General features: G+C 68.3%; 18 protein-coding genes. 11 read left to right on the forward strand and 7 right to left on the reverse strand.

Annotated features, from left to right (window positions below):
- Positions 1 to 184 precede the first annotated feature (184 nt).
- Complete coding sequence (locus tag C5B97_RS00235; protein ID WP_104310152.1) at positions 185 to 3,685, reverse strand: glycosyl hydrolase; 3,501 nt, start codon at positions 3,683 to 3,685, stop codon at positions 185 to 187.
- A 163-nt stretch (positions 3,686 to 3,848) separates the two neighbouring features.
- Here C5B97_RS00235 and C5B97_RS00240 point away from each other — a divergent pair, with 163 nt between their 5' ends.
- From C5B97_RS00240 to C5B97_RS00265, 6 genes are all read left to right on the forward strand, one after another.
- Positions 3,849 to 4,472, forward strand: coding sequence for a TetR/AcrR family transcriptional regulator (locus tag C5B97_RS00240; RefSeq protein WP_104310153.1), 624 nt, complete (start codon positions 3,849 to 3,851; stop codon positions 4,470 to 4,472).
- 189 nt (positions 4,473 to 4,661) lie between these two features.
- A complete protein-coding gene (locus C5B97_RS00245; protein WP_104310154.1) occupies positions 4,662 to 6,170 on the forward strand; it encodes a sugar ABC transporter ATP-binding protein in 1,509 nt (502 codons plus the stop codon).
- A 47-nt stretch (positions 6,171 to 6,217) separates the two neighbouring features.
- Positions 6,218 to 7,222: an ABC transporter permease gene (locus C5B97_RS00250; RefSeq protein WP_219819748.1), complete on the forward strand. Its 1,005-nt coding sequence runs from the start codon at positions 6,218 to 6,220 to the stop codon at positions 7,220 to 7,222.
- Entirely contained in the window at positions 7,219 to 8,292 is a 1,074-nt protein-coding gene (locus tag C5B97_RS00255) for an ABC transporter permease (protein ID WP_104310156.1), read from the forward strand. Before C5B97_RS00250 ends, C5B97_RS00255 begins: the two co-directional genes overlap by 4 nt.
- Positions 8,293 to 8,388: 96 nt before the next feature.
- Positions 8,389 to 9,420 (forward strand): rhamnose ABC transporter substrate-binding protein, encoded by a 1,032-nt coding sequence (rhaS, locus tag C5B97_RS00260; protein WP_104310157.1) that lies wholly within the window; start codon positions 8,389 to 8,391, stop codon positions 9,418 to 9,420.
- Between the two features lie 281 nt (positions 9,421 to 9,701).
- The gene (locus tag C5B97_RS00265; RefSeq protein WP_104244631.1) at positions 9,702 to 10,034 is read left to right on the forward strand and encodes an L-rhamnose mutarotase; all 333 of its coding nucleotides are present in this window, start codon (positions 9,702 to 9,704) and stop codon (positions 10,032 to 10,034) included.
- A gap of 214 nt (positions 10,035 to 10,248) precedes the next feature.
- Here the strand turns inward: C5B97_RS00265 and C5B97_RS00270 are convergent, their stop codons facing one another.
- Complete coding sequence (locus tag C5B97_RS00270) at positions 10,249 to 10,764, reverse strand: adenine phosphoribosyltransferase (RefSeq protein WP_104310158.1); 516 nt, start codon at positions 10,762 to 10,764, stop codon at positions 10,249 to 10,251.
- Positions 10,765 to 10,836: 72 nt separating this feature from the next.
- Positions 10,837 to 11,709 carry a LysR substrate-binding domain-containing protein gene (locus tag C5B97_RS00275; protein WP_104310159.1) on the reverse strand — a complete coding sequence of 291 codons (873 nt, stop codon included), beginning with the start codon at positions 11,707 to 11,709 and terminating at the stop codon, positions 10,837 to 10,839.
- Between the two features lie 68 nt (positions 11,710 to 11,777).
- Here C5B97_RS00275 and C5B97_RS00280 point away from each other — a divergent pair, with 68 nt between their 5' ends.
- Positions 11,778 to 12,260 (forward strand): GNAT family N-acetyltransferase, encoded by a 483-nt coding sequence (locus tag C5B97_RS00280; RefSeq protein ID WP_104310160.1) that lies wholly within the window; start codon positions 11,778 to 11,780, stop codon positions 12,258 to 12,260.
- Positions 12,261 to 12,517: 257 nt separating this feature from the next.
- Here C5B97_RS00280 and C5B97_RS00285 read toward each other — a convergent pair whose 3' ends face one another.
- Positions 12,518 to 13,528 (reverse strand): LacI family DNA-binding transcriptional regulator, encoded by a 1,011-nt coding sequence (locus tag C5B97_RS00285; RefSeq protein WP_104310161.1) that lies wholly within the window; start codon positions 13,526 to 13,528, stop codon positions 12,518 to 12,520.
- Between the two features lie 257 nt (positions 13,529 to 13,785).
- Here C5B97_RS00285 and rhaI point away from each other — a divergent pair, with 257 nt between their 5' ends.
- The 4 genes from rhaI to C5B97_RS00305 are packed head-to-tail and all read left to right on the forward strand — an operon-like array spanning position 13,786 to position 19,804.
- The gene (gene rhaI, locus C5B97_RS00290) at positions 13,786 to 14,952 is read left to right on the forward strand and encodes an L-rhamnose isomerase (RefSeq protein ID WP_104254704.1); all 1,167 of its coding nucleotides are present in this window, start codon (positions 13,786 to 13,788) and stop codon (positions 14,950 to 14,952) included.
- A gap of 58 nt (positions 14,953 to 15,010) precedes the next feature.
- Positions 15,011 to 17,047, forward strand: coding sequence for a bifunctional aldolase/short-chain dehydrogenase (locus tag C5B97_RS00295; protein ID WP_104310162.1), 2,037 nt, complete (start codon positions 15,011 to 15,013; stop codon positions 17,045 to 17,047).
- Positions 17,044 to 18,525: a rhamnulokinase family protein gene (locus C5B97_RS00300; RefSeq protein ID WP_104310163.1), complete on the forward strand. Its 1,482-nt coding sequence runs from the start codon at positions 17,044 to 17,046 to the stop codon at positions 18,523 to 18,525. Before C5B97_RS00295 ends, C5B97_RS00300 begins: the two co-directional genes overlap by 4 nt.
- Before the next feature lie 19 nt (positions 18,526 to 18,544).
- Positions 18,545 to 19,804 (forward strand): alpha-hydroxy acid oxidase, encoded by a 1,260-nt coding sequence (locus tag C5B97_RS00305; protein WP_104310164.1) that lies wholly within the window; start codon positions 18,545 to 18,547, stop codon positions 19,802 to 19,804.
- A 208-nt stretch (positions 19,805 to 20,012) separates the two neighbouring features.
- Here the strand turns inward: C5B97_RS00305 and C5B97_RS00310 are convergent, their stop codons facing one another.
- The 3 genes from C5B97_RS00310 to C5B97_RS00320 are packed head-to-tail and all read right to left on the reverse strand — an operon-like array spanning position 20,013 to position 21,335.
- Positions 20,013 to 20,876: a Cof-type HAD-IIB family hydrolase gene (locus C5B97_RS00310; protein WP_104310165.1), complete on the reverse strand. Its 864-nt coding sequence runs from the start codon at positions 20,874 to 20,876 to the stop codon at positions 20,013 to 20,015.
- A 10-nt stretch (positions 20,877 to 20,886) separates the two neighbouring features.
- On the reverse strand, positions 20,887 to 21,099 hold the full coding sequence (locus C5B97_RS00315) for a DUF2945 domain-containing protein (RefSeq protein ID WP_104310166.1): 213 nt from the start codon (positions 21,097 to 21,099) through the stop codon (positions 20,887 to 20,889).
- On the reverse strand, positions 21,096 to 21,335 hold the full coding sequence (locus tag C5B97_RS00320) for a hypothetical protein (protein WP_104310167.1): 240 nt from the start codon (positions 21,333 to 21,335) through the stop codon (positions 21,096 to 21,098). Before C5B97_RS00320 ends, C5B97_RS00315 begins: the two co-directional genes overlap by 4 nt.
- Positions 21,336 to 21,396 lie beyond the last annotated feature (61 nt).

A 21,396-nucleotide genomic window follows, 5' to 3' on the forward strand; every position in this document is an offset into this window, starting at 1 on the left:
CTCCCGGCGCGAGATCCCCCAAATGGTTGTTTAGGAGGGCTCCAAGGCGACCATTTGAGGCGACTCACGGGGAGTGGGAGTGGGAATGGCGCGGGGCGTAGGGCGTAGGGCGTAGACAACCGAGGCCCCGCGCATCCACCGGTGAAGTGGATGCGCGGGGCCGCGGTTGTCATGCGTGCGAGAGCTACTCGCTCGTCGCGCGTCCTCGGCGCTTCTTGATGAGGAACGCCGCCCCGGTGCCCGCGAGGACGACCCCGAGGAGCGCGAGGAAGCCGGCGAGGCTGCCGTCGACGCCCGTGGTGGCGAGGTCGCCGTCCTTGCCGCCAGCATCCGAACCACCGTTGCCGTCTCCAGAGTCGTCTCCGTTTCCGGGGCTCGACGTTGGCGCGGTCGTGCCGCTGCCGTCAGTCGAGGTCGGCTGCGGCGTCGGCTCGGTCGTGCCGGTCGGCTCCCGCCCCGGCTCGGCGATGCTCTCGACTGCGCTGTTCAGCGTGACGGGACCAACGAGGCCGGCCGGGATGAGGCCGGACCCGCCATGCACGCTGTTGTACGCCTGGTACTTCACGTTGGCGGCGGGGTCGCTGTTGTACAGCTCCTTGAGGCCTTCGCGGCGGTTGCTCTGCACGGGCTGCACGTCGATCTCGATGACATTGGAGCCGTTCACGAGCGCCGGCGCGATGTCGACCTCGTAGGGTGCGGCGTACAGCTGCGTTACGACCTCGTGCTCGGTGCCGGGGTTCACGCGCACCGTCGCGGCGTTGTGCACGGTGCCGAGGTTCAGCACCGCTCCGCCTTCGAGCAGGTCGGCTGCATCCGGAATCTCGACTGAAGTGCGGTAGGTGCCCGAGTCGGTGACGTACCGAAGCTCGTTGCCGAGGAAGCCGTCGGCGCTCCAGTCGCCGAGCACCTCGCCGGTGTACTCGGACGTGCTCGCCTCGCCTGGCGCGTTCGAGCCGATGTTGTCGGCCGTCACCTCGAGCGAGAACGCCCCGAGCTCGTGGGCGACGCCGCGTTCGGTGGTGTCGATCGAGGACGGACTTCCGTCGGAGACGGCGGCGTCGGCGATACCGGTGCCGGCTGGCTCGCAGAGCAGGGCGACCGCTCCGCTCGCGTCGAGCGTCGCCGAGACGACGTTGCCGTCGACCTGTGCGCCGAAGATCTCGCCCGTCTCAGGGTCGAGCCACCAGCACGCGTCGAGGCCATCGCCGACGGTGAGGTTCACACCCGTGGCCGCTTCCGTGGAGGTGTTGCGCACGTAGGCGAGCTCGCCTCCGGTCGGGAGCGCGCGGCGCCCGAAGCGGACGTCCGTGTTCTCCTCGTAGGAGATGGGCGCGTCGACCGAGGCCGCGAGGGCCGCGGGGACGGCAGCCGCATCGACGGCGCCGCCCATGGCCGCGGCGATCTCACCGACCTGTGCGTCCAGGGCTGCGTAGTCGCCGCCGGCGTAGCCGGGCTGCGCGGCGGGAGCGGCGCCCACGAAGACGATCGGAGCGCCCGCGTCCTTGAGCTTCTGCAGCGCCTGCATCGTCTCGAGCGGCACGGTGCCGCTCTCGACGAGCATCGCGTCGAAGGATGCGTTGCCGCCGTTCGCGACGAGGTGCGAGCCGTCCCAGCTGAGGCCGGTCTGGATCGTGTCGTCGTTGATCGCATCCCACGCCCAGCCGGTCGCCTGGGCCGCGGTGACGGATGCGAGCGGCGTGGAGCCGCCACCGAACCCGCCGCCGCTGGCGAGTGCCCCGAAGAGCGGCATGTAGATGGCGACGTCGCTGCTGTTGGTGCCGGACTGCATCAGGTAGTTCGCACGCGAGGCGTAGGAGTTCATCGACGCGTAGTAGTCGGCGATGCCCGCAGTGTCGGCCATCTCGACGCCGATCGTGGGCCAGGCGCGCCAGCCCTCCTCGGCGTAGAAGTCGTCGTCGGACGTGAAGGCGGGGTCGTCGTTGCCGCTGTAGGTGGCGCTGAGGCCGTGGTAGAAGAAGTTGTTCACGCCGCTCGTGGCCATGAGGTCGTAGCCCTGCTTCATGAACTCGGGCGTGATCTGGAACGGCACCGAACCCAGCGTGAACACCTCGGAGGTGACGAGGTTCTTGCCGTAGAGGTGCGCTCCGGATGCGACGCGCTTCAGCGAGTACTCGTCGAGCCCCTCGGTCTCCGGGATGTCGACGTACTGCGACGACTTGAGGGTGTCGATGGGTGGGTTGTACGCCTGCTGACGGTAGTCGATGCCGTACTCGCCGAGGGTCGTCGAGAAGGCCTCGAGCCCCTGCAGGAACGAGTCGTTGAGGAGCACGCCGTAGTCGTGCACGATGCGCTGCGACTCCTCCTCGCTGAGGTTCGTGGCGAGGAGCGGGACTCCGCTGCCGCCGCCGAAGCGGTTGACCTCGGGGGTCTGCATCCCGAGGGCCGCGTACTCGGGCTTGACCGTCGGGGTGCCGTCGATGAGGAACGAGTCCTGGTAGAGCGAGTAGAGGGAGGCGAGGTACGGGGTGATGTCGTAGCCGAGCAGCTCCTGTGACTCCGCCGCGGCCTGAATGAGGTCGTTGTAGTGGCGGTCGGTGTAGAACTCGTAGCTGTCGTTGAAGGCCGCGCGGATGTCGCGCGACTCGACGATGTCGTTCAGCGCCGCTTCGCCGAGCCAGCCGTCGACGAGCTTCGTGATGGCGACCGGGTTGAGGTGGTCGACGACGTAGTTGCGCTTGTCGGTCGTCGTGTTCTCGATGATCGAGTTGAAGCCGTAGGCGCCCGTCGCGGCGCTGTAGAGCGCGACGACCTCGTAGTCGCCGGCTTCGAGCTTCGAGGTGTCGACGCCGAAGGTCGTCTGCCCGTCGCTCGGGTAGGAGAGCTGGGCGGCGTCGAGATCGAGGACGGGCTGCTGCTCGTACGTCTTGACGGCGCTGAGATCGGAGGTGAGTGTCTGGTTCGCCGTGGTCAGGTCGGCGCCCTGGCCGGTGATCGGGGCGAGCATGACCGAGTTGAGGTGGACGTTCGCCGGGTCCCACTCGCCGAAGTCGAAGCCGAACTTCTCGGACGCGAAGAGCGGGCTGACCTCCGCCTTCGGGATGCCGAGTGAGACTGGTCCCGTCCCAGAGGGAACCGACACGTCACCCGACACGAGGGTGAGCGCTCCAGCCGCGTCCACGCGAACGGTGGCCCGGCCGAGCGCCATCGTGTTCTGGCTGTCCTCGAGGCCGATGGAGTCGTCGCTCGCCAGGTACCCGCTGCCGATGTTGAGGTCGACCGTGATGCCGAGCTCGTTGGCGCGGGCGACGACCGCGTCGAGCTTCGCGAAGTACTCGGGCGACTCGTAGCCGAGGATCGCCTCGGTGTCGTGACCCGGGGCGGCGTCGTAGATCGAACCGCCGTTGCCTCCGTTGCCGGCGATGCCTTCCTCGGTGAGGAATCCCTTGGAGAAGGCGACGATCTCGACGGCGCCGAAGCCGTTCTCGTGCAGGTAGTCGACCTGGGCGAGCAGGTCTTCCTGGCTGGCCGCGTTGCCCGGCCACCACCAGCGCACACCGGGTCGGAAGTCGACGCCCGGCTCGGCGAACTCGGTGGGGTCGATGGCGCTGGTCGTCGTTGAGTGCTCGTCTCCGATGGCGGGGCCCGCGACCGCGAGCGTGCAGGCCACGGAGAAGGCCGCCCCGAGCGCAAGCGCCCGTCGCCCTCTTCTTCGTTGATCGTTCATCTTTGGACCTCTCTGGCATCGTTGCCAATGACGGGGTGTGAACTGTCGCGCGGGTGCGCACCGTGGGGGAGAGCTGCGGTGTGCGGCGCGAACCGCTTCGATTGAATCGATTCACGGGTGAACCTAACACGTGTTAGGGAACGCGGCAAGAGACAATGAGGACATGCCTCCAGGCCCCAGCGACACCTCCATACCGCGGTACTCGAGACGGGACGTCACCCCGCATCCGCGACGCGACGAGATCCTGGATGCGGCGACTCGCGTGTTCACAGTCAAGGGCTTCAACGCGGCATCGATCCGCGAGATCGCCGTCGAGGCTGGCATGTCCCACACCGGCGTGCTCCACCACTTCCCCGACAAGGCCGTGCTGCTCGAGACGCTCCTCGAGCGCCGCGGCCAGCGCGCCGCCGCGGAGGTCGGCCTCGACTTCTCCACCGGGCTCTCCTACCTCAGAGGACTGCTCGCGCTCGCCACTCGCGACGTCGAGAAGCCGGAGGGGGTCCTCATGTTCAGCATCGTGTCCGCAGAGGCGCTGGCGCCCACGCATCCAGCACACGCCTCGATAGCGCGCTGGTACGAGTTCCTGCGCTCGACGGCACTCGACGCGCTCACGGATCTGCAGGAGAAAGGGCTCTACGCTCGCGCCGACGTTCCGCTGGAGCTCGCGGCAGTCCAGATCGCCGGCCTCAGGGCAGGGCTGACGCAGCAGTGGCTCCTGGCGCCCGAGGTGGATGCGGTAGGAGCATTCCGCGTGCAGCTGCAGTCGTACGTGACCGAGGCGCTCTAGGTGCGGGTTGAGTCCCGTCGATAACAACTCTGCATCCCCCGCTTGACGTTTTCTGCGAGCGTCGCGTAGTGTCACATCCAGTCGCTTGAAACGATTCACAAAGTAGGTGAACGACAAGCGGATCACCACGCTCGCCACCGAGCATCCCCTCGATACCCCGCAATACTCAACGAAGAGAACGGAGCCACCGTGACGAGTTCGCAAGTCGTACTCGAGCTGCGCGATGTGCAGAAGTCATTCGGATCCGTCGTCGCACTCCGATCCGGCACGATCGCCGTCGAGTCCGGTTCCATCCACGCACTCGTGGGTGAGAACGGCGCCGGCAAGTCCACGCTCGTCAAGATCGTCGCTGGCCTCTACCAGCGCGACGCCGGCACCTTCCAGCTCGGCGGCGAAGACGTCAACTTCACATCCACGGCCCAGTCGAAGGCCGCGGGCGTCGCGGTCATCTACCAGGAGCCGACGCTCTTCCCCGACCTCTCGGTCACCGAGAACATCTTCATGGGCCGCCAGCCCACGAACCGCTTCGGCCGCATCAACCGCGCAGCGATGCGCGATGAGGCGAAGGCGCTGTTCGCCAGACTCGGCGTCAACATCGACCCCGACCGCCCGGCCGAGGGTCTCTCGATCGCCGACCAGCAGGTCATCGAGATCGCCAAGGCCGTCTCGCTCAACGCGCGAGTCCTCATCATGGATGAGCCGACCGCCGCCCTCTCCGGCGTCGAGGTCGACCGCCTCTTCGCCATCGCGCGCAGCCTGCGCGATGAAGGCCGAGGCCTCATGTTCATCTCCCACCGCTTCGACGAGGTCTTCGCGCTCTGCGACAAGGTCACCGTCATGCGCGACGGCAGCTACATCGCCACGAACCTCATCAGCGAGACGACGGTGGATGCGCTCGTGCAGCAGATGGTCGGCCGCGAGGTCACCGAGCTGTTCCCGAAGCAGGACGCCGTCATCGGCGAACCCGTCCTCGTCGTCGAGGACCTCGAGAGCCCCGGCATCTTCCACGACATCAACTTCACGGTCCGCTCCGGCGAGATCGTCGGCCTCGCCGGCCTCGTCGGCGCCGGCCGCAGCGAAGTCGCCCGCGCCGTCTTCGGCGTCGACAAGTACAAGTCGGGGCGTGTCACCGTCGACGGCAAGACCGTCAAGCCGGGCTCACCCGTCGCCGCCATGCAGGCTGGCCTCGCGCTCATCCCCGAAGACCGCCGCAAGCAGGGCCTCGTCGTCGACTCCGGAGTCGGCGAGAACATCACGAGCGTCATCCTGAACCAGCTCACCAAGCTCGGCGTCATCAGCGGCCGCAAGCAGAACGACGACGCCCGCGAATGGGCAACGAAGCTCGAGGTGAAGGCGCAGGCGCTCGACACGATCGCCGGCACACTCTCCGGCGGCAACCAGCAGAAGGTCGTCATCGCCAAGTGGCTCGCGACGAACCCCAAGCTGCTCATCATCGATGAGCCGACGCGAGGCATCGACGTCGGCACCAAGTCAGAAGTGCACCGCTTGCTCTCCCAGCTCGCGGGCACCGGGATGGGAATCCTCATGATCTCCTCGGAGCTCCCAGAAGTCCTCGGCATGGCCGACCGCGTGCTCGTCATGCACGAAGGCCGCATCGCCCAGGAAATCGATCGCAGCCAGGCCACCAGCGAGAGCGTCATGCGCGCCGCGACCGGCGCAGTGACGGTGGTGCTCTGATGACCACGACCACCACCCAGGGGCCGCACCCCACCGCCGGCGCACCCATGCCGCCCAAGAAGGCCCTCCGCTTCGGCAACTTCGGCAAGGCGCGCGAGCTCGGCATCCTCCTCGCCCTCGCGATCGTCCTCATCGTCGCGACCGTCGCCAACCCGAACTTCCTGTTCAGCCCCGACGGCTGGCGCGACCTCTTCCTGACGCCGTCCATCCTGCTGCTCGTCGCAGTCGGCCAGGCCATCGTGCTCATCACCCGAAACGTCGACCTGTCCGTCGGCTCCGTGATCGGCCTCACCGCCTTCCTCACGGGCCGCCTCTTCATCGACTTCCCGGGCATCCCGATCCCCGTCGTCGTCATCGCGGCCGTGCTGTTCGGCGCGATCCTCGGCTTCGTCAACGGCGCGCTCGTCGCCTACGTGCGAGTCCCCGCCATGGTGATCACGCTCGGCACGCTCTACGCCTACCGCGGCATCAACGTCATGTGGGCTGGATCGAGCCGCATCAATGCAAGCGACATGCCCCGCGACTTCCTCGGGCTCGGCACCGGCCAGATCCTCACGATCCCGATCCTCACGATCGTCGCCGTCATCGTGCTCGCCATCGCCGCCTGGGTCATGAAGAACACCCGCCCAGGCCGCGAGTTCTACGCCATCGGCTCCGACCCCGACGCCGCGAAGCTCTACGGCCTCCCCGACGTGCGCCGCGTGCTCACCGCGTTCGTGCTCTCCGGCGCGCTCGCCGGCCTCGCCGGAGTGTTCTACGTGGCCCGCTACGGCACCGTCAGCTCCCAAGCCGGAGCCGGTTGGGAACTGGATGCCGTTGGCGCTGCCGTCATCGGCGGCGTCGCCATCACCGGTGGCGTCGGAACGCTCTGGGGTGCAGCCATCGGCGCGATGCTCCTCATGACCATCAACCGCGTGCTCCCGCTCGTCGGCATCCCGGACTTCTGGCAGCGCGCCGTCGTCGGTGTGCTCATCCTCGCCGCGATCGTGCTCGACCGCGTCCTCGCCACCCGCCAATCCCGCAAGCTCGTCGAAGCGAGGGAGGAATCATGACCGCTCTCACGACCCCAACGTCGTCCGCTGCCACGCAGCGCACCATCGAGAACTACTCGCAGCCAGCCTGGCGGCGGATGCTGTTCACCCGCGAGATGGCGATCGTCGCCCTGCTCGTCGTGGTGTGCGTCGTCTCCATGGCCGCGGTGAAGGGCTTCTCGCAGCCCATCACCATCACCTACCTGCTCATGGACGTCGCCGCGGTGCTCATCATCGCCCTCCCGATGACGCTCATCATGATCACCGGCGAGATCGACCTGTCGGTCGGCTCCATGGTCGGACTCTCCAGCGTCACCACCGGCGCCCTCTACCAGGCGGGCCTCCCGTTCGAGGTCGCAGCCCTCGCCGCGATCATCGTCGGCGTCATCGGCGGAGCGTTCAACGGCTTCCTCGTCACCAAGGTCGGCCTGCCATCGCTCGCCGTCACCATCGGTACGCTCGCCCTCTTCCGCGGCATCGCGGTCGGCGTCCTCGGCACCGCAGCGGTCACGTCGTTCCCCGAGTTCTGGACCGACATCGCGAAGGCCAAGATCGTGGGCACGCCACTGCCCGCCATCATGATCCCGTTCCTCATCCTGCTCGCGATCTTCATCATCGTGCTGCACTACACGCCCTTCGGACGCGGGGTCTACGCGATCGGCCTCTCCAAGGAAGCCGCCCACTTCTCGGGCGTGCCCGTCGGCCGCACGAAGTTCATCCTGTTCGTGCTCTCCGGCGCCCTCGCGGCCCTCGCCGGCATCTACTTCACGCTGCGCTACGGCTCAGCGCGAGGCGACAACGCGACCGGCCTGGAGCTGCAGGTCATCGCGGCGGTCGTGCTCGGCGGCGTCTCCGTCTTCGGCGGACGCGGCAAGCTCTTCGGAGTCGTCGCAGCCGTCCTCCTCATCGGCGTCCTCGCGAGCGCCCTGCGCCTCGCCAACGTCACCTCCGACGTCATCAACATCATCACCGGAGTGCTCCTCATCGCCTCCGTCGTCGGAGCAAGCCTCCTGCCCAGGATCCGCCGCAAGCGGCCCAGGGTAGAGAAACCGCTGGTTGGCACGACCAGCGGCACAGTTCCGAAGGCCTGAGCGGCCCCACGACCTGAAGCTCACATCCACCCACACACGCAACACCCCAACCGTCGCCCGGAACACCGAGCGGCTCAGTACCCGAAGGGAAACCCCATGAAGCTCGCAACGAAGCGGCTGAGCGCAGCTGGCGCACTCGCAGTGAGTGCAGCACTCGTGCTCACTGGATGCACCACCGGCGGCGACGACACCGCAGCAGGCGGCGGAGACACCGGCAACCTCACCGTCACCTTCCTCCCCAAGAACCTCGGAAACCCGTACTTCGAGGCGTCCAGCGTCGGCGGCCAGGCCGCTGCCACCGAGTTCGGCGGCACCTTCGCCGAGGTCGGCCCGTCGGAGGCAACCCCCGACGCGCAGGTCAGCTACATCAACACGCTCACGCAGCAGGGCGTCGGCGGCATCGTCATCGCCGCCAACGACCCCGAAGCCATCTGCGACGCCCTCAACGAGGCCCGCGACGCCGGCACGAAGGTCGTCACCTTCGACTCCGACACCAACCCGGAGTGCCGCGACCTCTTCATCAACCAGGCCGACGCCGACGGCATCGCCAAGGCCCAGATCGACCTCATCGCCGAGCAGATCGGCGGCTCCGGCGAGATCGCCATCCTCTCCGCAACGGCCAACGCCACGAACCAGAACGCCTGGATCGAGAAGATGGAAGAGTACGTCGGCACCGAGTACCCCGACATCACCATCGTCGAGACCGTCTACGGCGACGACGACGACCAGACCTCGTTCGACAAGACCGCAGCTCTCCTCCAGACGCACCCCAACCTCAAGGGCATCGTCTCGCCCACGACGGTCGGCATCGCGGCTGCAGCACGCTACATCCAGACGTCCGACTTCAAGGGCAAGGTCGCGGTGACCGGTCTCGGCACGCCGAACCAGATGCGCGAGTTCGTCGAGGACGGCACCGTCACCTCGTTCGCCCTCTGGAACCCGGAAGACCTCGGCTACCTGTCGGCCTTCGCAGCCCAGGCACTCATCGCCGGCGACATCACCGGAGCTGAAGGCGACACCTTCACCGCAGGCGAGCTCGGCGAGTACACGGTCGGCGCCGACGGCACCGTCCTCCTCGGAGAGCCCTTCGTCTTCGACAAGGACAACATCGGCGACTTCAGCTTCTAAGAGCTGAGCAGCTGAAGGCGGGCGCCAGTCGCCACGCCGAACCGAACTGCAGACGCCGCGCCGGGGCCACCTCCCGGCGCGGCGTTTGCGCGTCCCGCTCACTGCGCGCCCGTCGTTCCTCGCGCATCCCCCCCGAGTGCATCCATGCGGGAGATGCATGCTCGTCGCGCAACGAAGCTGCACCTCCCGGATGTTTGCGGAGGTGGGTGGTGGCGGACGGGGCGGCAGATGCGAAGCGGCACCCACTCAGGCCCGCCGCCAAACCAGATAGGAAGAACCTCATGCCAAGAATCGGATTCCAGCTCAAGGTCGCACCGCAGCACATCGACGAGTACGTCCGCCGTCACGCCGAGGTGTGGCCCGAGATGCTCGCCGAGATCGCCGCCGCAGGGCGACGCAACTACTCGCTGTTCCTCGCCCCGGACGGCACGCTGTTCGGCAGCTACGACGTCGACGACGAGGCCGCCGCCAACGCTTACCTTGCGGCCTCCCCGGTCGCCGCCCGCTGGGAGGCTGACATGTCCCAGTTCTTCGACGGACTCGAGGGCCGCGCCGATCAGGCGGCGTCACCTCTCGTCGAGGTCTTCAACCTCGAAGACCAGCTCGGCGCCTAGCGGCCACTCGTTGCGGGGTCTTGGCGCGTCCCCGCCGCTGATAGGTCGCTTTCATCCCGTCCCGGCGCCCGATACGGGGCGAAAGTGCCCCATCCGGCGAGGGGTGCGTCGATGCGGCACGCTGAGGGCACGCTGAGGGCACGCAGAGGGCTGGCAGGGGCAGGCGGCGCGCAGGTTGGGGCCGCGCAGCGGGCGAGCGCAGGTCGAGCCGAGCTCAGACCTCGAAGAGGCTGTGCACGGGGCCGCAGATACGCTGACCGTCGAGCTCGAGCAGCTCCATCAGCACGGCCGTGCCGGCGAGCGTGTAGCCCAGCTCTTCGAGCAGCTGCTGCCCGGCGCGGAGCGTCCCACCAGTCGCGAGGATGTCGTCGACGAGGAGCACACGTGTGCCGGCGGGGAGGTCCTTCGACGCCTCGAGCCGGTCCGTCCCGTACTCGAGGTCGTAGGTGACTGAGACTGCGGGGCGCGGCAGCTTGCCCGCCTTCCGGATGGGGACGAGGCCGACGCCCGTCGCGTTGGCGATGGCGCCTGCGAGCAGGAACCCTCGCGCCTCGACGCCTGCGACGACGTCGAAGGTTCCGGCGAAGGGCTCGATCACGGCGTCGACGGCGGTGCGCAGGGCAGGCCCGTCGGCGAAGAGCGGCGTGATGTCGCGGAACTGGATGCCCGCTTCCGGGAAGTCGGGGATCGTCGCGATGAGCGACTCGGCGCGCGCGAGCTCAGGGTTCACGCGTCCAGGATACGTGCGGGGGGAGCGAGCGGGCACGGGTCGCGCAGGCTCCCGACCCCCGGTGATGATCTCTCAGTCCACGTCGATGAAGGCGCGCAGGATGGGCCGGTGATCGTCGGCGCGCGATGCCCACGCGAGCTCACTGAAGGCGTCGGTGTCCGTCAGACCGAGCACCGCGATGCCTGGCGGCGGGGAGAGGACGGTGCTCGCGGGAGCCACGGTCACCCCGATGCCAGCCGCGACGAGGTGCAGCAGCGTCGTCCAGGTGCTCCCCGTCTGCACGATGGTCGGCATCCGCCCGCCCGCCAGCACTGGCGCGAGGTTGGGTTCCGTCGCCAGCGCCCCGGCTTCGGCGGGGAAGAACACGAAGGGGTCGCCGGCCAGCTCACTCGCGCGGATGCTGCCCCGCGTCGCGAGTGGGTGCGCGAGGGGCACGGCTGCCACGAACCCTTCCGCGCGGAACGGCGTCAGCCGCACACCGTCGACGGGGTCCGGGTCGCGGACGATCGCGAGGTCCAGCTCGCCGAGCGCGACCTTCACGAGGAGGTGCGCCGTCCATCCTTCGAAGAGCTCGATGTGCACTCGAGGGAATCGTGCTCCGAACCGCTGGACCCGTTCGACGGGGCCGAGCGGGAGTGCTGAGCTGACGAACCCGACGTCGAGTCTGCCCTGCTCTCCGCGGCCGATGCGGGTGACCTCATCCACAATGCGTTCGGACTGCGCGACCAGCGAGATGGCCCGCTCGCGGAGCACGACGCCCGCCGCGGTGAGGCTCACGCTGCGGGAGGAGCGGGTGAACAGCTCGACGCCGAGCTCCGCCTCGAGTCGCTTGATCTGCTGGGACAGCGCGGGCTGCGCCACGTGCAGCGCGGCCGCGGCCCTGCCGAAGTGCAGTTCATCAGCGAGCGCGAGGAACGACCGAAGCGCTCGAATCTCCAGATCCATGCATCCAGCTTATGGATGCGTGCGCATCCGTATTGGACTCGCGGCCTTCGCTTCGCGAAACTCAGCTCATGACGACGACGACCATCACCATCGCCCCGCTGCAGGATGACGCGGACGCGGCGGCATTCCGCACCCTCAACGAGCAGTGGATCGCCACGTTCTTCGCGCTCGAGGACGCCGACAGTGCCGTGCTCGGTGACCCTCAGCGCGCGATCGTCGACCAGGGCGGGACGGTGCTGATCGCACGCGACGGTGAGGCGCGCGTGGGCTGCGTCGCGTTACTGCGGGTCGGCGAGGGCGTCGCTGAGCTGGTCAAGATGGCGGTCGCCCCGGAAGCCCGCGGGGCGGGGATCGGGCGGATGCTCATCACGGCCGCCATCGAGACTGCGCGCGAGCAGGGCCTCACGAAGCTCATGCTCGAGAGCAACCAGTCGCTGGCCCCGGCTGTTCGTCTCTATGAGTCGGTCGGATTCCGACACGTGCCAGCGTCGGCGCACGCACCGACCCCCTATTCGCGTGCCGACGTCTTCATGGATCTCGACCTGGTCTGAGGGCACAGGCGCCTCTGCGCGTCTGCTGCCTGCCTGCCGCCTGCCTGCCTGCCTGCCGCCTGCCTGCCTGCCTGCCTGCCTGCCTGCCTCCGCCCCGGTTGCAAGACCTGGGGCTTGAGCATCCGCACCATCGGATGCGCGTGCGCAACCCCGAGGTCTGCGCGCGGGTTGCCGTTAGGCCTGGGGGTTGTGCATGCCGGGCGGCGCGGGGAGGTGCACGAACCCCAGGTCTGCAGGAGGTTGAGCGGCGCGGGGCGCTAGACGCGGGGCGTTGTGGACGCGCGGGGCACGAGCTCCGGAGTGAAGCGGATGTGCTCAGGGCTGGCTTTCGGGTCGCGGGCTGATGCGACGAGCAGGTCCATGGCCTTGGACCCGATGAGGTGCGCCGGCTGGTGGATGGAGCTGAGGGACGTCGATGCGAAGGCGGCGAAGTCGATGTCGTCGTAGCCGATGAGGGCGATGTTCTCCGGCACCCTCGCGTGGCTGGTGCCCTGCAGGCTCTGGAGGAGGCCGAGCGCGAGCATGTCGTTGGCGGCGAAGACGGCGTCCGGCAGCTCAGCGGCGCCTCGCGCGGCGAGGACGAGCCCCGCGCGCCGGCCCTCTGACATGGAGAGCGCATCCGTCGCGAGCACCTCGAGCGTCGCGCCGGTGACCTCGCTCACCGCGTCGCGGGCTCCTTCGAAGCGGTCGGTGACCTGCTGGATCTCCATCGGGCCGCCGACGAACGCGATGCGTCGGTGCTCGGTCTCGAGGAGGTGCTCGACGGCGATGCGGCCGCCCGTTCGGTCGTCGACGGCGACGGATGGGTAGCGTTCGTCGTCGCTCTCGCGGTCGACGAGCACGACCGGCGTCCCGCGCTTGTGCAGGAGCTCGAGCTGGGGCATGTTCGCCGCCATGGGCGTGACGAGCACCCCGAAGACGCGCTGCTCCTCGAAGAGCCCGAGGTGGGTGCGCTCCCGCTCCTCCTGTTCGTCGCTGTTGGCGACGAGCACTGAGAAGCCAAGCTCGGCGGCGCGCTCTTCCGCGCCGCGTGCGACCTCGGTGAAGAAGGGGTTGCGGAGGTCGAGCACGATGAGGCCGACGGTGCGGCTCTCGCCGGCGCGCAGCTGCCTGGCGGCGTCGTTGCGGACGAAGCCGAGCTCCTCGATGGCCGACTGGACGCGCTCGACGGTTGCCTCGGACACCTTCTCGGGGTGGTTCAGGACGTTCGAGACCGTGCCAACGGAGACGCCGGCGAGAGTCGCGACGTCGCGCACGCTGACTGCCATGGGCCTCCTTTGGTGTACTGAGCAGGATAGGCCACGGGTGAGCGCTCCCGGACCTCGTCCTCGGCGCGGCGTCGTGCGTTCGGCGGGCAGTTCTGCCCCGGCGCTGCGCCGCGATTGAAACGTTCTTGACTTCGCGCAGTTCGCCTCGTAACCTGAACGCACTGAAACGATTCAATACCTGATCGTGTTCCCGGAGCCGTGGACGACGTCGTTCGGCCCGGGGCAGACCCACATCCGACCAATGAAGGCGACGAACCGTGAGCATCCTCTCCGCAGACCAGCTTGCAGCGCTCGAAGGACAGGGCATCGAGCTCCCGTCCTGGGCGTTCGGCAACTCAGGCACCCGATTCAAGGTGTTCCAGACGGCAGGAACGCCGCGCGACCCGTTCGAGAAGATCTCCGACGCGGCCCAGGTCAACAAGTACACCGCGCTCGCCCCCAGCGTGGCCCTGCACATCCCATGGGACGTGGTCGACGACTTCGCCGCCCTCCGCAAGCACGCTGAAGACCTCGGCGTCGAGCTCGGCACCATCAACTCGAACACGTTCCAGGACGACGACTACAAGTTCGGCGCCCTCACGCACGAAGACGCAGCGGTGCGCCGCAAGGCCATCGACCACCACCTGCGCTGCATCGACGTCATGGACGAGACCGGCTCGCGCGACCTGAAGATCTGGCTCGCCGAAGGCTCCAACTACCCCGGCCAGGCCGACCTGCGCGGCCGCCAGGACCGCCTGCACGACTCGCTGCAGGAGATCTACGCCCGCATCGGCGACCACCAGCGCCTCGTGCTCGAGTACAAGTTCTTCGAGCCGGCGTTCTACCACACGGATGTTCCGGACTGGGGAACGAGCTACGTGCAGGTCGCGGCCCTCGGCGAGAAGGCCATGGTCTGCCTCGACACCGGCCACCACGCGCCCGGCACCAACATCGAGTTCATCGTCATGCAGCTGCTGCGCCTCGGCCGCCTCGGCTCGTTCGACTTCAACTCGCGCTTCTACGCCGACGACGACCTCATCGTCGGCTCGGCAGACCCGTTCCAGCTGTTCCGCATCCTCGCCGAGGTCATCCGCGGCGGCGGGCTGAACAACCCGGACGTGGCCTTCATGCTCGACCAGTGCCACAACGTCGAGTCGAAGATCCAGGGCCAGATGCGCTCCGTCCTCAACGTGCAGGAGATGACGGCGCGCGCGCTGCTCATCGACAAGGACGCCCTCACGGCGGCCCAGAAGTCGGGCGACGTGCTCGTCGCGCACGAGGTCTACATGGATGCGTTCTCGACGGATGTGCGTCCCGCCCTCGCCGAGTGGCGCGAGTCGCGCGGCCTGCCCGCGAACCCGCTCGCCGCGTTCCGCGCATCCGGCTACGAGCAGCAGGTCGCCGAGGAGCGCGTCGGCGGCGTCCAGGCCAGCTGGGGCGCGTAAGCGCCACCGCGCCAACGAGCCCACGACTTCACGACCTCAGAGCTTCGAAGGAACTGACATGACGAACCCAGCAGCAGCCGATCTCATCTCGCGCAGCAACCGCCTCGGGAAAGACCCGAAGAACACGAACTACGCGGGTGGCAACACGTCCGCGAAGGGCACCGAGACCGACCCCGTGACGGGTGAGCCCGTCGAGCTGCTCTGGGTGAAGGGCTCCGGCGGAGACCTCGGCACGCTCACCGAGCAGGGCCTCGCCGTGCTGCGCCTCGACCGCTTCCGTGCGCTCACGAACGTCTACCCGGGCGTCGAGCGCGAGGACGAGATGGTCGCGGCCTTCGACTTCTGCCTCCACGGCAAGGGCGGTGCGGCCCCGTCGATCGACACAGCCATGCACGGCCTCGTGGATGCGGCGCACGTCGACCACCTGCACCCCGACTCCGGCATCGCGATCGCCACGGCCGCCGACGGTGAGGAGCTGACGGCGAAGATCTTCGGCGACAAGGTCGTCTGGGTGCCCTGGCGTCGCCCCGGCTTCCAGCTGGGCCTCGACATCGCGAACATCAAGGACGAGAACCCGCAGGCCATCGGCTGCATCCTCGGCGGCCACGGCATCACGGCCTGGGGTGACACATCGGAGGAATCGGAGCGCAACTCGCTCTGGATCATCGACACTGCAGCGGCATACATCGATGCACACGGCAAGGCCGACCCGTTCGGCGGCGTCGTGAGCGGCTTCGAGGCGCTCCCCGCAGAGGAGCGTCGCGCTCGTGCGGCGGCACTTGCACCCTCGATCCGCGCCGTCGCGTCGCACGACGCCCCGATGATCGGGCATTTCACCGACGACGAGCGGGTGCTCGACTTCCTCGCGAGCGAGAAGCTCGCCGAGCTCGCCGCCCTCGGCACGAGCTGCCCCGACCACTTCCTGCGCACCAAGGTCAAGCCGCTCGTGCTCGACCTGCCGACCACGGCATCCGTCGAGGAGCAGCTCGCCCGCCTCGAAGAGCTGCACTCGGCGTACCGCGCCGACTACAAGGCCTACTACGACAAGTTCGCGACGGCCGAGTCGCCCGCCATCCGCGGCGCCGACCCGCTCATCGTGCTCGTCCCGGGCGTCGGCATGTTCTCGTATGGCAAGAACAAGCAGACCGCACGCGTCGCCGGTGAGTTCTACTTGAACGCGATCAACGTGATGCGCGGCGCCGAGGCGCTCTCGAGCTACTCCCCGATCACGGACGAGGAGAAGTTCCGCATCGAGTACTGGGCACTCGAGGAGGCGAAGTTGCAGCGCATGCCGAAGCCGAAGACGCACCAGGGGCGCATCGCGTTCGTCACTGGCGCCGCATCCGGTATCGGCAAGGCCATCGCCACCCGTCTCGCGGCCGAGGGCGCGTGCGTCGTCGTCGCCGACCTCGACCTCGAGAAGGCACAGGCCGCAGCGGCTGAGCTCGGAAACACCGACGTCGCGATCGGCGTCGCGGCGAACGTCGCGGACGCAGCCGGCGTGCAGGCCGCCATCGACGCGACCCTCCTCGCGTTCGGCGGCATCGACCTCGTCGTCAACAACGCCGGCCTCTCGCTCTCGAAGCCGCTGCTCGAGACGACCGAGAAGGACTGGGACCTGCAGCACGACGTCATGGCGAAGGGCTCCTTCCTCGTGTCGAAGGCCGCCGCCAAGGCGCTCATCGAGCAGAAGCTCGGCGGCGACGTCATCTACATCTCCTCGAAGAACTCCGTCTTCGCCGGCCCGAACAACATCGCCTACTCGGCGACGAAGGCCGACCAGGCCCACCAGGTCCGCCTCCTCGCGGTCGAGCTCGGCGAGCACGGCATCCGCGTCAACGGCATCAACCCCGACGGCGTCGTGCGCGGCTCCGGCATCTTCGCGGCAGGCTGGGGCGCCAACCGCGCCGCGACATACGGCGTGAAGGAAGAGGACCTCGGCCAGTACTACGCGAACCGCACCATCCTCAAGCGCGAGGTCGTGCCCGAGAACGTCGCCGACGCGGTGTACGTGCTCACGGGCCCGGAGCTCACGCGCACGACCGGCCTGCACATCCCCGTCGACTCGGGCGTCGCGGCGGCCTTCCTGCGATGACCGAGTCTGCTGCGAAGGGGACGGCTGCCGGCGGCCGCGGTGAGGCGGATGCGCCTCGCACGGTCGCGGCGGTCGACCTCGGCGCCACGAGCGGCCGTGTCATCACGGGCACGATCACGGATGGCGTGCTCACGATGCGTCACGAGGCGCGCTTCCCGAACAACCCGGTGCGCACCCGCGATGGGCTGCACTGGAACCTCCTCGGCCTCTACCAGCACGTCCTCGACGGGCTGGCAGCGGCGGAGCGGGATGCGCCCGGCCAGATCGCGAGCATCGGCATCGACTCGTGGGCCGTCGACTACGCGCTGCTGCGCGACGGTCGTGTCCTCGGTGTACCGTACGCGTACCGCGACGAGCGGACCGCGCGCGGCGTCGAGGCCGTGCACGCCGTCGCCTCGCCGGAGGAGCTCTACCGCCGCAACGGCCTCCAGCACCTGCCGTTCAACACGGTCTTCCAGCTGGCCACCGACGGCGAGCTGCTCGAGCTCGCCGAGCAGATGCTGCTCCTGCCCGACCTGCTCGCCTACTGGCTGACGGGAGCGCAGGTCGCGGAGCGCACCAACGCATCCACGACCGGTCTGCTCCGCGCCGACACTCGTGAGTGGGATGCGGAGCTCGCCAAGCAGGTCGGCGTGCCCGCGCGCATCCTGCCGCACCTCGTCGACCCGGGCGCCGTGCTCGGCTCGCTCGAGGGCGAGGCCGCTCGGGTTGTCGGACGCGACATCGACGTGGTCGCGGTCGGCTCCCACGACACCGCCTCCGCGATCGTCGCCATCCCCAACACGGGCCGCGACTTCGCCTACGTCTCGTGCGGCACGTGGGGACTCGTCGGCCTCGAGCTCGACGAGGCCGTCGTCACCGACGCCGCTCGCGAGGCGAACTTCACGAACGAGGGCGGCGTCGACGGCCGCGTGCGCTTCCTGCACAACGTCATGGGCTTGTGGCTGCTGTCCGAATCGCAGCGCCACTGGGAGCCTGCGGCGACGGATGCGCAGCGCTCGAGCACCCTCCAGCAGCTGCTCGCAGACGCGGCGCAGGTCGCCGGCGACGTGCCGATCTTCGACGTCAACGACCCCGTCTTCATGGCGCCGGGCGACATCCCCGGACGCATCACCGCCTGGCTCACCGAGCGTGGCCTCGAAGCGCCGACGACGCCGGCCGGCATCGTCCGCTCGATCGTCGAGAGCCTCGCGCAGGCCTTCGCCGACGCCGTCGCGACGGCGTCGAACCTCGCCGAGCATCCGGTGAGCGTCATCCACATCGTCGGCGGAGGGTCGCAGAACACGCTCCTCTGCCAAGCGACGGCCGACCGCTCGGGCCTGCCCGTGCTCGCCGGCCCCGTCGAGGCGACCGCCATGGGTAACCTGCTGGTGCAGGCACGCGCACACGGCTGGGTTCCCGACAGCCTCGCCGAGATCCGATCCATCGTCGCGAGATCGACGCAGATCATCCGCTACGACCCGAAGCACACCCGATAGAAGCGAAGGCAGCTGCCCCATGGTGAAACGTCAAGCCCCCAAGCCCCTCGAGCTGCTCGAGCTCATGCAGTTCAAGAAGCCCGACCTCAACGGTCGCCGCCGTCGCCTCAACTCGGCGCTGACGATCGAGGACCTGCGCCGCATCGCGAAGCGCCGCACCCCGAAGGCGGCCTTCGACTACACCGACGGCGCCGCCGAGGGCGAGCTGTCGCTGCGCCGCGCGCGCACCGCGTTCCGCGACGTGGAGTTCAACCCGTCGGTGCTGCGCGACGTCGCGAACGTCGACACGTCCAGCACGGTCCTCGGCGGGCCGATGGCGATGCCGTTCGCGATCGCCCCGACCGGGTTCACGCGCCTCATGCAGACCGAGGGCGAGACGGCCGGAGCCGGCGCTGCCGCGGCCGCGGGCATCCCGTTCACGCTGTCGACGCTCGGAACGACGACCATCGAAGAGGTCGCGAAGGTCAACCCGAACGGCCGCAACTGGTTCCAGCTGTACGTCATGAAGGACCGCTCGATCTCCTACGGCCTCGTCGAGCGTGCCGCGAAGGCGGGCTTCGACACGCTGCACTTCACGGTCGACACCCCCGTCGCGGGCGCCCGCCTGCGCGACAAGCGCAACGGCTTCTCCATCCCGCCGCAGCTGACCGTCGGCACGATCATCAACGCCATCCCGCGCCCCTGGTGGTGGATCGACTTTCTCACCACCCCGAAGCTCGAGTTCGCGTCGCTCGCGACGACGGGCGGCACAGTCGGCGAGCTGCTCGACTCGGCCATGGACCCGACGATCAACTTCGAGGACCTCAAGGTCATCCGCGAGATGTGGCCGGGCAAGATCGTCATCAAGGGCGTGCAGAACCTCGAGGACTCCAAGACGTTCGCCGACCTCGGCGTCGACGGCATCGTCCTCTCCAACCACGGCGGGCGGCAGCTGGATCGGGCTCCGATCCCCTTCCACCTGCTCCCCGCCGTCGCACGCGAGGTCGGCAAGGACCTCGAGATCGGCGTCGACACCGGCATCATGAACGGCGCCGACATCGTCGCGTCGGTCGCGCTCGGCGCGAACTTCACGATGATCGGCCGCGCCTACCTGTACGGCCTCATGGCCGGTGGGCGCGAGGGCGTCGACCGCACCATCGCGATCCTCTCCGACGAGATCATCCGCACCATGAAGCTCCTCGGCGCGCACACGCTCGAAGAGCTCAACCCGTCGCACGTCACGCAGCTCAAGCGCTACGTGCCGACGTCGTTCATCGAGGCGGCACCCGACCGCGCGTAGTTTCGGACGCTTCGGGCTGGGCTGGCCGCCGGGCTGGCTCGGTTCCAGCCGGTCAGATTGATGGGTTCTCGCGACTGGTGATGGGAAAATACCCACCACCAGTCGGCGTAACCCATCACGCTGGTCCGGCGGAACCCATCACCGGTTGGCAAAACCCATCAGAGTCGAAACCGCGTTGCGCGGCGCTAGGTAGAGGGTGCTTCGACACCTATCCCTTCGCGTCCAGCAGCGCGCTCACGACGGTGAGCACACCGTGCTCCTGGTTGGAGGGCGCGAGGTACCGCGCGAGCTCCTTGACCTCTGGATGCGCGCCCGCCATCGCGTAGGAGCGGTCGGCCTCGCGGAACATCTCGACGTCGTTGAAGAAGTCACCGAACACTGCCGTCTGCGCGGCGGTCACGCCGAGGCGCTCCTGCAGCTGCCGAACCGCCCTGCCCTTGTTGGCCTCTGGCGGCATGATGTCCATCCAGTGGTGGCCGGAGACGACGACTCGGTGGGATTCGCGGAGCTCGTCGACCTCGATGGCGGCGCCCGTCTCGACCTCAGCGAAGTCGTAGACGGCGATCTTCACGTACTCGTCGTCCGTGTCGAGCACGTCGTCGACGACGGTGAGCGCCTCGTAGTAGTTGCGGGCCTCGGCGATGAACTCGTCGTCGCCGCGTTCGATGTACGCGGACTTCTTGCCGCACAGGACGAACCCGAGGTCGTGGCCACTTGCGGCGAGGCCCCGCAGGAGCGCGATCGCGCGCGCGATGAACGCGGTCTCGAGCGTCAGCGAGCTGACCTCCGCTCCATCCCGCACCACGAAGGTGCCGTTCTCGGCTATGAACGACATGCCCTCCGAGTCACGCTCGAAGAGCTTCGCGAGCGTCGCGTACTGGCGGCCGCTCGCTGGCGTGAACTCGACGCCTGCCTCGCGCATCCGCGTCAGCAGCGCCCAGAACTGGTCGGGAACGGTGTGGTCGTCGAGGAGCAGTGTGCCGTCCATGTCGGCGACCACCAGCCGCACGTCGTTGCCGTCGAGCGACGTCTCGTAGTGGCGATCGGCGGTCTCGAGAACGGTGTCTGCCATGCGGGCAAGCCTACGAGAGCTTGCGGAGCGCTGACTCCTTGTGCGCGGCCTTCGCCCCAGTCTTCTCCGACTCGATGAGGTATGCGGGCTCGTCCGTCGATGCGGTGAACTTCTGCCCGTCGAACTGGAAGTCCGTGGTCTTCTTCTCGATGATCTTGCCCTGCGTGCGCCCCTGCGACGTGTTCCAGCTCACGCGGTCGCCGTCGCTGAAGTCTGCGGTCATGGTGTCTCCTCGCTGCTGCTGTCGCTGCTGTCGTTGCCGTCGGTTTCGTTCGGGCCGTTTGAGTGTGGATCGGTTCGTGTGCTCGGGTTCGGCTTGCGGTACGCGATGATGGCGAACACCACGCCGAGCGCGAACCAGACGATCCAGATGCTGCCGTCGTTGCCAAGATCTATGAGCGCGACGATGAAGAACGCGAGCGCCACCCACGCGTAGGTGTTCAGCAGCAGCTTCCTCATGTGCGCATCCTGCCCGTCTGTGCTGGACGTGGAATGGATGCGCCGCGAAGCGGACTAGATG

Origin of the sequence: Pseudoclavibacter sp. RFBB5 (assembly GCF_002931555.1) — a bacterium.
Lineage (GTDB): Bacteria > Actinomycetota > Actinomycetes > Actinomycetales > Microbacteriaceae > Pseudoclavibacter.